Annotated in this window: 9 protein-coding genes and 3 pseudogenes; 5 read left to right on the plus strand and 7 right to left on the minus strand. The window is 50.1% G+C overall.

The features are described 5' to 3' along the window. The first annotated feature begins 68 nt into the window (after positions 1 to 68). Positions 69 to 1,049, plus strand: a complete 981-nt coding sequence (locus tag V6940_RS22345; RefSeq protein WP_000019403.1) for an IS5-like element IS5 family transposase — start codon at positions 69 to 71, stop codon at positions 1,047 to 1,049. A 436-nt stretch (positions 1,050 to 1,485) separates the two neighbouring features. On the opposite strand, the gene V6940_RS22350 is transcribed toward V6940_RS22345, so the two are convergent. Next, positions 1,486 to 2,064, minus strand: coding sequence for a recombinase family protein (locus V6940_RS22350; protein ID WP_172730777.1), 579 nt, complete (start codon positions 2,062 to 2,064; stop codon positions 1,486 to 1,488). Between the two features lie 160 nt (positions 2,065 to 2,224). On the opposite strand from V6940_RS22350, the pseudogene V6940_RS22355 reads away from it, so the two are divergent. Beyond that, positions 2,225 to 4,369, plus strand: a pseudogene (locus V6940_RS22355) (Tn3 family transposase); the annotation flags it as partial. 52 nt (positions 4,370 to 4,421) lie between these two features. Here the strand turns inward: V6940_RS22355 and V6940_RS22360 are convergent. After that, entirely contained in the window at positions 4,422 to 5,126 is a 705-nt protein-coding gene (locus tag V6940_RS22360) for an IS6-like element IS26 family transposase (protein ID WP_089639297.1), read from the minus strand. 596 nt (positions 5,127 to 5,722) lie between these two features. On the opposite strand from V6940_RS22360, the gene V6940_RS22365 reads away from it, so the two are divergent. After that, complete coding sequence (locus tag V6940_RS22365) at positions 5,723 to 6,589, plus strand: replication initiation protein (RefSeq protein WP_333497376.1); 867 nt, start codon at positions 5,723 to 5,725, stop codon at positions 6,587 to 6,589. A gap of 356 nt (positions 6,590 to 6,945) precedes the next feature. On the opposite strand, the gene V6940_RS22370 is transcribed toward V6940_RS22365, so the two are convergent. Next, positions 6,946 to 7,143: a hypothetical protein gene (locus tag V6940_RS22370; RefSeq protein WP_044296379.1), complete on the minus strand. Its 198-nt coding sequence runs from the start codon at positions 7,141 to 7,143 to the stop codon at positions 6,946 to 6,948. Positions 7,144 to 7,557: 414 nt separating this feature from the next. Between V6940_RS22370 and V6940_RS22375 the strand changes: the two genes are divergently transcribed. After that, entirely contained in the window at positions 7,558 to 8,763 is a 1,206-nt protein-coding gene (locus tag V6940_RS22375; RefSeq protein WP_000368714.1) for an AAA family ATPase, read from the plus strand. Continuing rightward, the gene (locus V6940_RS22380) at positions 8,763 to 9,737 is read left to right on the plus strand and encodes a ParB family protein (RefSeq protein WP_000064120.1); all 975 of its coding nucleotides are present in this window, start codon (positions 8,763 to 8,765) and stop codon (positions 9,735 to 9,737) included. Before V6940_RS22375 ends, V6940_RS22380 begins: the two co-directional genes overlap by 1 nt. Positions 9,738 to 9,818: 81 nt before the next feature. Here V6940_RS22380 and V6940_RS22385 read toward each other — a convergent pair. The 4 genes and pseudogenes from V6940_RS22385 to umuD all read right to left on the minus strand — a co-directional run. After that, a pseudogene (locus V6940_RS22385) lies at positions 9,819 to 9,911 on the minus strand (DUF4113 domain-containing protein); the annotation flags it as partial. A gap of 171 nt (positions 9,912 to 10,082) precedes the next feature. Further along, a complete protein-coding gene (locus tag V6940_RS22390) occupies positions 10,083 to 11,195 on the minus strand; it encodes an IS4-like element IS421 family transposase (RefSeq protein WP_001300563.1) in 1,113 nt (370 codons plus the stop codon). A 56-nt stretch (positions 11,196 to 11,251) separates the two neighbouring features. Next, positions 11,252 to 12,439 (minus strand): annotated as a pseudogene (gene umuC / locus V6940_RS22395) (translesion error-prone DNA polymerase V subunit UmuC); the annotation flags it as partial. Beyond that, positions 12,439 to 12,837, minus strand: coding sequence for a translesion error-prone DNA polymerase V autoproteolytic subunit (gene umuD / locus V6940_RS22400; protein WP_161997604.1), 399 nt, complete (start codon positions 12,835 to 12,837; stop codon positions 12,439 to 12,441). The pseudogene umuC and the gene umuD, both read right to left, overlap by 1 nt. Between the last annotated feature and the right edge of the window lie 46 nt (positions 12,838 to 12,883).

Genomic DNA, 12,883 nt, shown 5'->3' on the forward strand with positions numbered 1-12,883 from the left:
GGAAGGTGCGAACAAGTCCCTGATATGAGATCATGTTTGTCATCTGGAGCCATAGAACAGGGTTCATCATGAGTCATCAACTTACCTTCGCCGACAGTGAATTCAGCAGTAAGCGCCGTCAGACCAGAAAAGAGATTTTCTTGTCCCGCATGGAGCAGATTCTGCCATGGCAAAACATGGTGGAAGTCATCGAGCCGTTTTACCCCAAGGCTGGTAATGGCCGGCGACCTTATCCGCTGGAAACCATGCTACGCATTCACTGCATGCAGCATTGGTACAACCTGAGCGATGGCGCGATGGAAGATGCTCTGTACGAAATCGCCTCCATGCGTCTGTTTGCCCGGTTATCCCTGGATAGCGCCTTGCCGGACCGCACCACCATCATGAATTTCCGCCACCTGCTGGAGCAGCATCAACTGGCCCGCCAATTGTTCAAGACCATCAATCGCTGGCTGGCCGAAGCAGGCGTCATGATGACTCAAGGCACCTTGGTCGATGCCACCATCATTGAGGCACCCAGCTCGACCAAGAACAAAGAGCAGCAACGCGATCCGGAGATGCATCAGACCAAGAAAGGCAATCAGTGGCACTTTGGCATGAAGGCCCACATTGGTGTCGATGCCAAGAGTGGCCTGACCCACAGCCTAGTCACCACCGCGGCCAACGAGCATGACCTCAATCAGCTGGGTAATCTGCTGCATGGAGAGGAGCAATTTGTCTCAGCCGATGCCGGCTACCAAGGGGCGCCACAGCGCGAGGAGCTGGCCGAGGTGGATGTGGACTGGCTGATCGCCGAGCGCCCCGGCAAGGTAAGAACCTTGAAACAGCATCCACGCAAGAACAAAACGGCCATCAACATCGAATACATGAAAGCCAGCATCCGGGCCAGGGTGGAGCACCCATTTCGCATCATCAAGCGACAGTTCGGCTTCGTGAAAGCCAGATACAAGGGGTTGCTGAAAAACGATAACCAACTGGCGATGTTATTCACGCTGGCCAACCTGTTTCGGGCGGACCAAATGATACGTCAGTGGGAGAGATCTCACTAAAAACTGGGGATAACGCCTTAAATGGCGAAGAAACGGTCTAAATAGGCTGATTCAAGGCATTTACGGGAGAAAAAATCGGCTCAAACATGAAGAAATGAAATGACTGAGTCAGCCGAGAAGAATTTCCCCGCTTATTCGCACCTTCCCTAACTACATCCCAAACAACAAACTTCGTGGCCTGTAAAGCAAAATGGCTTAACCCAGAACTTCTTTCTATTCACTAACTGACTAACCACTTTCATTGTGCTGCTGAGTACTAATTTACTTATTTGAGATTTGCGGTCAATACTGTTTTTTAAAACATGTTTTTATTAACAGCGATAGTGACTGTGACCTGCATCCCGCTACTCACTGTACCGATCTACTAGCAGCGTCCGCTCCTGGCACATAGCAGACCGTCCAGCTAAGAGGTTTTGAGCTGTATTTACACTCAGGATTATTGCTGCCCTGCCTTTACCCGGAGTATGGTTTGCCGGGTAGTATTAAATTCCCGCGCAATGGCGCTGATACTTATTCCGGCGTTAATCCGTGCAATTACCGTAAGTTGCTGTTCTTCCTTCAGTACTGAAGGACGTCCAAACCGTTTTCCGGCTGCTTTTGCTCGCGCGATACCAGAGTGCGTACGCTCAAGCAGCAAATCTCTTTCAAATTCCGCCACAGCAGAGATGACCTGCATGGTCATTTTTCCTGCCGGGCTGGTCAGATCCACCCCGCCCAAGGCTAGGCAATGAACGCGAATATCTGAAGCAGCCAGTTGTTCCACCGTTTTTCTGATATCCATCGCATTGCGTCCCAGGCGGTCAAGTTTGGTGACAATCAGCACGTCGCCATTTTCCATACGGTCGAGCAGTTTAGAAAACCCTGGCCGCTCACTGGCGGCAACTGAGCCACTGATGTGTTCTTCAATCAGTCTCTGAGATTTAACAGAGAAACCAGCCGCCTCAATTTCTCTTCGCTGATTTTCGGTTGTCTGCTCCAGGGTAGAGACACGACAGTAGGCAAAAACTCGTGACATAGCGCAACTTTCCGTACGTAAAGGGTGTCCGAATTATAGCGCATGTACGAAATTCATTTCACCGACTTTCGGACACATTGTCAGCCTGGTGTACGAAACCGACCGGTTTCGGTCAGTGCAAAACGATAACTACAATGAACTATATGCAGAGGAAGCATTTATGCCACGGAGACACATACTCAGTAGTGAAGAAAAAGAACGCTTGTTGGTTGTATCGGATGATGACGTTCTTCTGACCCGCATGTGCTTTTTGAGTGAACATGACCTCGCGCTTATTAATAAACACCGCAGGCCAGCTAACCGCCTGGGCTTTGCTGTTTTACTCTGCTATTTGCGGGGACCGGGGTTTCCTCCCGACAAAAATATATCCCCTCACGACGGTGTTGTCTCCCGGCTGGCGGCTCATTTGAAACTTCAGTCTGATTTGTGGAGCGAGTACGCATCAAGAGAGGTCACTCGCTGGGAACATCTGGCTGAACTCTACCGCTACCTGGAATTATCTCCATTCAACCGGGCACTGCAAAAAAACTGCATTCGCCACCTTTATCCCCACGCCATGCGGACAGACAGAGGTTTTTTACTTGCAGAGGAAATGCTCTCCTGGCTCCACAATAATAAGGTTATTTTTCCCTCTGTTGAGGTCATCGAACGAACTCTGGCTGAAGCAGCAACGCTTGCCGACAGGGCAGTTTTTTCCGCACTGACTGCGCCGCTTGAACCGGAGCAAAAAGCGGCTCTGGACCGTCTGCTGATCTCAGAAGGTGAACAACCCTCACGGCTGGCCTGGCTGCTTCAGCCCCCGGGAAAAATTAATGGCAAAAATGTCCTGCAACATATCGACCGATTAAATGCGATAGAGTCGCTGGCTCTGCCTGACGGTATTGCGCTTTCCGTTCACCAGAACCGGCTCCTGAAACTCGCACGCGAAGGCAGGAAAATGAGTAGCCGGGACCTGGCAAAATTTACGGATGTTCGCCGTTATGCTTCACTGGTTTGTATAATATCGGAGGCCAGGGCCACCCTGACTGACGAAGTTATTGATCTGCACGAGCGTATTCTGGGTAGTCTGTTCAGCAGGGCAAAACGTACGCAGGCCGAACGGCTCCAGCAAACGGGAAAGCTGATTCAGAGTAAGCTGAAGCAATACGTTACCGTCGGGCAGGCATTGCTTAACGCCAGAGAATCCGGGGAAGACCCCTGGGCCGCAATAGAAGACGTCCTTCCCTGGCAGGAATTCATCAACAGCGTGGAAGAGACGCGGTTCCTGTCACGTAAGGACAACTTCGACCCGTTGCATCTAATCACCGAAAAATACAGTACGCTGCGTAAATACGCCCCCCGGATGCTGTCCGCGTTGCAGTTCAGGGCTGCACCCGCCGCAATGCCGCTCAGTGACGCACTGGATACCGTCAGAGAGATGTATCGAAAACAACTCCGAAAAGTACCGCCTTCCGCGCCAACCGGGTTCATCCCGGAAAGCTGGAGAAAAGTTGTGATCACTCCCACCGGCATTGACCGAAAATATTACGAATTTTGCGTGCTGAATGAACTAAAGGGAGCCTTACGTTCAGGTGACATATGGGTAAAGGGCTCTCGCCGCTACAGGAATTTCGATGATTATCTGATCCCGTCTGGCGATTTTGACAAATCCCTCCGGGATAACCAGCTACCCCTTACTGTTCCGACCGATTGCCATGAATACATCAAGAGCCGTATGACGCTTCTGGCATCGCGCCTGGAGGAAGTCAATGCGATGGCGCTGGCCGGTGATTTGCCCGATGTTGATATATCGGATAAAGGCGTGAAAATTACCCCGTTGGATAACAGTGTCCCTTCAGCAGCATCTCCTTTTGGCGATCTGGTTTATGGCATGCTGCCTCACCCTAAAATTACTGAAATGCTGGATGAAGTGGACGGCTGGACAGGTTTTACCCGCCATTTCACACATCTCAAAAATAATCACGTCAGACCTAAAGACAGAATGTTGTTACTGACTACCATCCTGGCAGATGGCATCAACCTTGGGCTGACAAAAATGGCCGAATCCTGTCCGGGAACGACAAAATCGTCACTTGAGGGCATCCAGGCATGGTACATCAGGGATGAAACCTATTCAGCTGCGCTGGCCGAGTTGGTTAATGCTCAGAAAAAACGGCCTCTGGCAGCATTCTGGGGCGATGGATCAACGTCATCGTCTGACGGACAAAACTTTCGGGCGGGGAGTCACGGGCGTTATGCGGGTCAGGTCAATCTGAAATACGGTCAGGAGCCTGGCGTGCAGATTTATACGCATATTTCGGACCAAGGCACTGTTGCAAAGTTAGCGATGAGGCAGCCTTTTGTCTTATTCAAAGGCCTTACATTTCAAAAACTCTGCTTACTAGGCGCATTTCGCCCAGGGGATCACCATAATAAAATGCTGAGGCCTGGCCTTTGCGTAGTGCACGCATCACCTCAATACCTTTGATGGTGGCGTAAGCCGTCTTCATGGATTTAAATCCCAGCGTGGCGTCGATTATCCGTTTCAGTTTGCCATGATCGCATTCAATCACGTTGTTCCGGTACTTAATCTGTCGGTGTTCAACGTCAGACGGGCACCGGCCTTCGCGTTTGAGCAGAGCAAGCGCGCGACCATAGGCGGGCGCTTTATCCGTGTTGATGAATCGCGGGATCTGCCACTTCTTCACGTTGTTGAGGATTTTACCCAGAAACCGGTATGCAGCTTTGCTGTTACGACGGGAGGAGAGATAAAAATCGACAGTGCGGCCCCGGCTGTCGACGGCCCGGTACAGATACGCCCAGCGGCCATTGACCTTCACGTAGGTTTCATCCATGTGCCACGGGCAAAGATCGGAAGGGTTACGCCAGTACCAGCGCAGCCGTTTTTCCATTTCAGGCGCATAACGCTGAACCCAGCGGTAAATCGTGGAGTGATCGACATTCACTCCGCGTTCAACCAGCATCTCCTGCAGCTCACGGTAACTGATGCCGTATTTGCAGTACCAGCGTACGGCCCACAGAATGATGTCACGCTGAAAATGCCGGCCTTTGAATGGGTTCATGTGCAGCTCCATCAGCAAAAGGGGATGATAAGTTTATCACCACCGACTATTTGCAACAGTGCCATTAATTTCAGGTGTGTGATTCAGGGGCCTTAGTCCCCCTTTTACAGGACGTAGTGTTCTGTCACGACGGAAGCCAGGGTTAATAAAAACGATTCGAATATGTCTGCAGGGACGATAGAAATCTTCGTGCGGGTTGTCTCGCTGTAGCCGGCTCTGGAGAGCGACTCGGGGGAGGAGTAGTATCTTCCGGCCACGGATATGATCGAGCCAGCAGTGCTCGCCGCAGTCGAGCGACAGGGCGAAGCCCCGAGTGAGCGAGGAAGCACCAGGGAACAAAACTTATAAATTCTGCTTACGCTCAATGCCTGAAAAATCACCTCCCCTCGGGGTTATCCACTTATCCACGGGCATATTTTTATAAAGTACTTTTTTATTCTTTTTCTTTATTTTACATCTTTTAGGGAGCCTGAAAGCCGCGTACAGTGCGGCCTGAGAGGGGGCCTGTATGGGCAACTGGTAAACATAATATGGGAAATTAATCACGTATCAGTGGGTTTTGTGTCAACAAGCTATGGGATACGCATCAACAAGCTATGGGAAATAGGTCAAGTTCAGTTCTCAATTATCCACTTGTGGATAAAGTGCAGATTTTTCCGGTGGATAAGTATCGCGATAGCTTGCAATTTCTGTTTTCACTGTCATTATGGGTGGGTAAAAATTTACCCATAGGCATTGAAATGGATACTCAAGCACTCTTGCCAGCTACTAAAACGTTTAAAAAACGCGCCAGTATAAAGCAATCTAACGAATTGACCGAAGCTGCATATTACCTGCCTCTTCAGGCAAAACGTGTGCTGTGGTTATGCCTCATGCAGGCCTATTTTAATGACAGCCAGGAAGATGACTCTGACGTATTGCCGCTCTTCAAAATCAGCGTTTCCGATTACGTCAAATACTTCAATGTCGCTACGTCTGTCGCCAGTCGTGATGTGAAGGCTGGGGTAAATGCTCTGGGCGAATCAACGGTTACCTTTTATCCAAAAGAAGGTGAGTTTGAAGAAGTTAAACGTCCGTGGCTGGCTGAAGCAGGAATGAAGCGAGGCCGGGGTTCCTGGCAGATTGAATTTAACTACAAGGTCATGCCATTCCTGGTCGGCTTAACCTCCCAGTTCACTACCTATTCTCTCTATGACTGTGGCCAGCTTAATAGTGTTCGTGTCATCCGGCTTTATGAAAGCCTGTGTCAGTTCCGGAGCACTGGTGTCTGGATCACCACACATGACTGGTTATGTGAAAGGTTTATGCTCCCTGCCTCGCAGAAAAACAATATTGCTGAAATGAAGCGTACCTTCCTGGAACCTGCTCTGAAGAAAATTAATGAGAAGACGCCATTAAAGGTAACATATACCACTGAAGAAGATGGTCGCTTGCTGTTTAATTTTCTTGATAAAAAACAATAGTCTGTAATTTTTATTTCCTCCCCCCTTAGTTTGTTGCTGACATATGGGGGGATACTGAACTTGCTGTGTTTCCCATAGTGCTTGCCTAACTTGACCTGTTTCCCGCAATCGCGGCTGTCTGCGTAGTTGACCTGTTTCCCACAGTCCGGGCCGTCTGCGGAGTTGACCTGTTTCCCACAGTCCCGGTCGTCTGCAAAGTTGACCTGTTTCCCACAGTCCCGGCCGTCTGCAAAGTTGACCTGTTTCCCACAGTCCGGGCCGTACGCGGAGTTGACCTGTTTCCCACACTCCCGACCGTCCGAGAAGTTGACCTGTTTCCCATAGTCCGGGCCGTCCGAGAAGCTGACCTGTTTCCCTTAGTCCGGGCCGTCCGCGAAGTTGACCTGTTCCCCACACTCCCGGCCGCCCGCGAAGTTGACCTGTTTCCCATAATCCGGGCCGTCCGCGAAGTTGACCTGTTCCCCACACTCCCGGCCGCCCGTGAAGTTGACCTGTTTCCCATAGTCCGGGCCGTCCGCGAAGTTGACCTGTTTCCCATAGTCCGGAGCGTCCATTAAAGTTGACCTGTTTCCCACAGAGGATGGAAAACTCTTCTTGTGCTGAGCGTAAGAGCTATCTGCCGGAACGGTTCCTCTTCGCTTCCTCGCCAGTTCGCTCGCTACGCTCGGTTACATGGCTGCGGCGAGCGCTGATACATAAGGCTCAGCATTGCACTGGTCGTAACTAAAATCAGAATCCTTCTGAATGACTCTCCTGTCTTGCAAGTTGAATACCTTTCTCAAAGCCCTTTTGTATGAGTTGCTGTTGATGGTCAAAAGTGCGTCTGCGTGTTGCTGCAGTGTGATTTAGTAGCACGCCCGTCGAGCTTCATCCCCCTTCTGTTGAGAGCGAAATCAAAACAATATGATTTTTTTCTTGCAACATGACACTTTTTGTTCAAAATGACAAAAAACGTCATGAGGTGATAAATGGACAATATTGAGCAGTTACGGAAAGTCGCTACACGTGCAGGTAAGCTTCTGACATCTTTGAGCGAAAGTATCCGACAGCAAAAAGAGGAATTGAAGCTTACCGAGTTCTATCAGGAATACAGCAAAGCCGCTCTGTATAAGCTGCCTAAGCTCAGTAAAGGCAGTGTTGAGTATGCTGTGTCCGAAATGGAAGCCGGTGGCTACATTTTTAAAAAGAAACCTTCTGGTAATACGATGAAATACGCGATGACGATTCAGAATGTCATCGATCTGTATAACCATCGTAAAGTACCGAAGTACAGGGATCGCTTCGATAAAGCCTTTACGATTTTTGTATGTAATCTTAAAGGTGGTGGTTCCAAGACAGTTTCTACCGCTTCATTATCACATGCTTTTCGAGCTCATCCTCAGCTTCTGTTCGAAGACCTGCGTATTCTGGCCATCGATTTCGATCCGCAGGCATCTCTGACAATGTTCCTGAGCCATGAGAATTCAGTGGGCTTGGTTGAAAATACGGCTGCTCAGGCCATGCTCCAGAACGTGTCTCGTGAAGAATTACTTTCCGATTTTATAGTACCGTCTATTATCCCTGGTGTTGATGTAATCCCCGCTTCCATTGACGATGCATTCCTTGCTGAAGGCTGGAAGGGATTGTGTGAAGAACATCTGCCAGGGAAAAATATTCATGCGGTGCTTAAAGAGAACATTATCGACAAGCTCCAGCATGACTACGACTTTATTTTCCTTGATAGTGGTCCTCACCTTGATGCGTTCCTGAAAAACTGCATTGGGGCGGCAGACCTGATGTTGACCCCTCTTCCACCGGCGACGGTTGATTTTCATTCTTCCCTGAAGTTTGTGGCCAGCCTCCCTGCCCTCATAGATTCCATCGAAATGGATGGGCACACCTGCAATCTCATCGGTAATGTCGGCTTCATGTCCAAGATCCTGAACAAGTCTGATCACAAAATTTGCCATAGTCAGGCCAAAGAGGTTTTCGGTGCCGATATGCTAGACATGGTTCTGCCAAGACTGGATGGTTTCGAACGTTGTGGGGAGACTTTTGACACAGTTATTTCAGCAAATCCAGCAACCTATGATGGAAGTACAGAGGCACTAAAAAGCGCAAAATCAGCAGCGGAAGACTTTGCGAAGGCAGTCTTTGATCGCATCGAGTTCATTCGTACTAACGGAGGTATGTGATGTCGAATGAGAAAAGAAAAACCATCGGCAGACAGTTAAATACTCAGGCGTCAATGCTCGAAATGGCTGACACCGGTAGAAGTCAGGTATTTACCTTAAAAACCGGCAGGAAGGTAACGTTCAGGTTTGTTCGGGTGCCTGCATCTGAAGTTGAAAGTAAGACCTTCGTAAACCAGGAAAACAATGGAAGAGATCAACTTGCACTGACCAGGGAGTCTCTGAAATCCATTATCCAGACGATTAAGTTTCAGCAGTTCTTTCCCTGTATTGGTATTAAGCAAAGTGAAAGGATTGAGATACTGGATGGTTCAAGACGGCGAGCCTCAGCAATTTTTGTCCGTACAGGCCTTGATGTAATGGTTACCGAAGAACATTTATCAGCTGATGAAGCTCGCCAACTGGCTAAAGATATCCAGACAGCTAAAGAACATAATCTTCGGGAGATTGGTCTGAGATTGATCGCTCTTAAAGAGTCCGGATTTAATCAAAAGGAAATTGCTGAACTGGAGGGATTATCTCAGGCTAAAGTTACCAGGGCGCTGCAGGCGGCGGCCGTACCGCAAGACTTAATTTCTCTGTTCCCGGTTCAGTCGGAGCTATCGTTTAGTGATTATAAACTTCTTTTAGAAGTTAATGAAAAACTCGGTGAAAAGGGATTAACGCCTGAAGAACTCATTCAGTCTGTATCAGCTCAGCTCGATGCAATTTTGAGTGATGGCGAGCGACCAGAAGACGAACAGAAAGCCAGTATTCTGAAGCTGATTTCTCAGGCATCTCAGGCATTGATAGATCCATCTCCCAAGGAAAAGTCAGTGGTTTCCCCACTCTGGTCTTTTGAAGAAAAGGACAAGTTCGCGCGTAAGCGTGTGAAAGGGCGCACGCTGACTTATGAGTTTAGCCGTATGTCAAAAGTGATTCAGGATGAACTGGACAAGGCTATCAACGAAGTCCTTGACAGAAATTTGAGTCAATAATTTCGCCATGGCGATTTCACATCTAACTTATTGTAATTAGGCAGTTTAGGTTGAGAATTTCACGGTGAAATCGCCATAGTTTCACGCCAGTTTCGCTGCAGGAATATCTGACCATCGTGTCGTATAAGCAGGAGAAAGCATCTCCCGTTTCATCTGCCATTCCGGGGCCATACCCATAAGCGCTAACTTAAGGGTTGAACCATCTGAAGAATGCGACGCCTCGGTGCCTCGTTAAGACGATGCCTCGCGTTCTTCAATTGCGTTTTGTAGGCTGTCAGGGATACTGTCCCACGAATGGCCACCTGTAAGCTCCAGATGACCATTTTTGTTATTCTCCACAACGAGTTAGTTCTTCTTTTCGGATCCGGCACTTCTGGGGGGGAAATCCAGCGATGGCTGGATTATGTCGTCAATTAAAAATGCGGCGAGTAGATTAGCAAATATCCACGCTTTCGCGAGTTCAGGTTCCTTTGCACGCAAAGCATCCAGGTGCAGCAAACTTTTGAGCCGCTTAAAAGCCAGTTCAATTTGCCATCGCAGACGGTAACAATCAGCCACTTGCTCTGCTGAATATTCATCTTCCGGTAATGATGTTAGCAATAGCACATGGCCCGCTGCTTCCAGCGTTTCCGCCTGAACTACTCGTCCTTTTCGACGATTCTCGCTGAGCAGTCGGGTTTTACTGATTAATGCTTTTTCGGGAGGAAGTGATACGGCAATGAGACGTGCCGGAAAGGGAGCTCCGGCTTTTTTATTACCTGAATTGCCTATCATTACAGTGGTTTCACCGTTCTTACCGCAATCCAGCCCGCGCAGAAAACCCATCATGTCAAAGCGCATTCCTTCTGCAGTTAACCAGCGCAATCCTCGCCAGTGAACCCGGACGATATAATCAGCTTCTCCAAAAGCAAGTGAGCGGATACATTCGGGACGCGAACCGAATCCCCGGTCAGCAATGCGTATCTCGTCTGCCGTTTGCGCAAATCGGTCCAGCCGTTCAGCGTCTCTGCTGTCGGTTAGCTCAAAATCAGTGAACTGACAGGTATGAGGATCATATCCCATATGTAGTCGCCATTCAGCGCTGCCGCCCCCGGGCGCACTGATTGCTGTTCCATCGACAAGACGCAATCTCTTTCCGCTTGTACAACCCGTAACTGCGGCGCGTACAGCAAGTGTTTGTGCGGCAAGTATGCCAAACCAGTCGGCGGCATTCCGCAGCCGCTTCAGGAGAGCCACGTCAGATAATGTTGCAACGTCATGGAGCTGAGCCCATGCAGTGACTTCACGTAATGACATCCCCCCGGGGCCGTAAGCCAGCCCCAGACGTAGCAGAGTTGCAGCATCACGAATTTCGCGGCGGCGGGTTAGAGCCCCGGCATTACGTGCCGAAGTATCCAGTTCTTCGGGCTTACCAATATGGGCCAGAATTGCTGACCAGTTATCGTGAGAGTAATTCATCGGCACGTTAAATCATATCAGGCGTAATACCACAACCCTTAAGTTAGCGCTTATGGGGCCATACCCCGCCCCGCAAACCATACTTTACCCAGCCCTGAGTTGTTGATCCCGTCCAGAACCCTCATCAGCTCAGCACTGTGAGGGCGTGGCGGGCGTTCGTCGAACAGTTGCAGCTGCGAAACTCCGGAGCCGGTGAAGTCATTCAGCATAACTCCGGCTTTGGCATACCGGTGCCCATCCCTCCAGATACGCTCCAGAGCCGTTGTAGCGGCTGCAATGATGTCCCTGGTGTCCTGAGTGGGTGTAAGAAGTTTTTCCGTAGCCACGTTGCCGTAGTAAGGCTCTTTAATGGCGAACGGAGACGTTTTGATGAAAACGGAAATATGCCGGCAATACTGGTGCTCTTTACGCAGTTTTTCAGAGGCCCGCTCTGCGTGCTGACAGATAGCCTGACGGAGTGACTCGTACTCCGTGATCTTCACGCCAAAACTGCGGCTGCAGACAATTTGCTGTTTCGTCGGAGGGGCTTCCTCAAGCGAAAGGCAGCTTTCCCCGTTCAGTTCCCGTACCGTTCGCTCAAGGACGACAGAAAAATTTTTGCGGATGAAGGCCGGGTTCGTCAGAGCCAGATCGAGCGCGGTTTTTATGCCCAGCACATTTAGCTTGCGTGCAATACGGTTACCCACCCCCCAGATTTCTTCAACCGGCTGCAGTGAAAGCAGTTTCCGCGTCCTTTGCGGATTTCCCCTGGTCAGAGCGAGTACGCCATGAAACTGTTTCCACTCTTTTGAGGCCCACTGGGCTGATTTTGCGAGGGTTTTCGTTGGTCCGGCGCCCACGCCAATGGTCAGGCGGGTACAGTCATACACCTGCTGACGCAGCTGCCGGGCGAAGTCCTCAAGCCCCATACAGTGCTCCACGCCGGTCAGGTCGAGGAACATCTCATCAATTGAATACTGTTCCACCCTGGGGGCCAGTTCCTCCAGGCAGTTCATCACGCGCGCCGATATCGAGGCGTAAAGTTCATAATTACTTGAAAACGCATATATTTTTTCCGGGTATCTTTCGTTTTTTATCTGAAACCACGGAGTTCCCATTTTGATCCAGGGCTTCGCCTCGGCACTGCGAGCGATTACATTCCCGTCGTTGTTGCTCAGGACGACTATCGGCTTTCCTTTCAAATCCGGGCGGAAAACACGTTCACAGCTGGCATAGAAGCTGTTCACATCGGCCAGGGCAAACATCAGTACATCTCCCTCGGGCGGTGGATGATATGCGTGACGACGCCAAAGATATCCAGCTCGTCGGGATCAGGATAAATCGGCGACCAGGAGGCATTCATGGGCTGCAGCGTCAGTCGCGGCGTCAGCAGAAGCCGTTTCACCGTAAACTCCCCCTGCATGCTGGCGACAACGATATCGCCGTGCCGCGGCTTTTCAGCACTGTCCACAACCAGCAGATCGCCATTGTACAGACTGCCGTCGGCCATGCTGTCTCCGCTGGCACGCAGGTAGTACGTCGCGCTCGGATGCCGTATGCAGTAATCATGGAGATCCAGATCGGACTCGACATAGTCAGCAGCAGGGCTGGGAAAACCGCAGCTGGCCAGATCGGCAAACAATGGATGGGCCTGTGCCCGGATTACACCAGTGTCAGCAAGCGCGCAAAGTCGGTTAATGTCAGTTTCA

The organism is Kluyvera sp. CHPC 1.251 (assembly GCF_036759945.1).
Lineage (GTDB): Bacteria > Pseudomonadota > Gammaproteobacteria > Enterobacterales > Enterobacteriaceae > Kluyvera > Kluyvera sichuanensis.

What these genes read in the sequence shown, in the direction of transcription:
- V6940_RS22345 (WP_000019403.1), top strand. Translation starts at nt 69, where the DNA reads ATGAGTCATCAACTTACCTTCGCCGACAGTGAATTCAGCAGTAAGCGC.
- V6940_RS22350 (WP_172730777.1), bottom strand. Translation starts at nt 2,064, where the DNA reads ATGTCACGAGTTTTTGCCTACTGTCGTGTCTCTACCCTGGAGCAGACA.
- V6940_RS22360 (WP_089639297.1), bottom strand. Translation starts at nt 5,126, where the DNA reads ATGAACCCATTCAAAGGCCGGCATTTTCAGCGTGACATCATTCTGTGG.
- V6940_RS22365 (WP_333497376.1), top strand. Translation starts at nt 5,723, where the DNA reads ATGGGAAATAGGTCAAGTTCAGTTCTCAATTATCCACTTGTGGATAAA.
- V6940_RS22370 (WP_044296379.1), bottom strand. Translation starts at nt 7,143, where the DNA reads ATGGACGCTCCGGACTATGGGAAACAGGTCAACTTCGCGGACGGCCCG.
- V6940_RS22375 (WP_000368714.1), top strand. Translation starts at nt 7,558, where the DNA reads ATGGACAATATTGAGCAGTTACGGAAAGTCGCTACACGTGCAGGTAAG.
- V6940_RS22380 (WP_000064120.1), top strand. Translation starts at nt 8,763, where the DNA reads ATGTCGAATGAGAAAAGAAAAACCATCGGCAGACAGTTAAATACTCAG.
- V6940_RS22390 (WP_001300563.1), bottom strand. Translation starts at nt 11,195, where the DNA reads ATGAATTACTCTCACGATAACTGGTCAGCAATTCTGGCCCATATTGGT.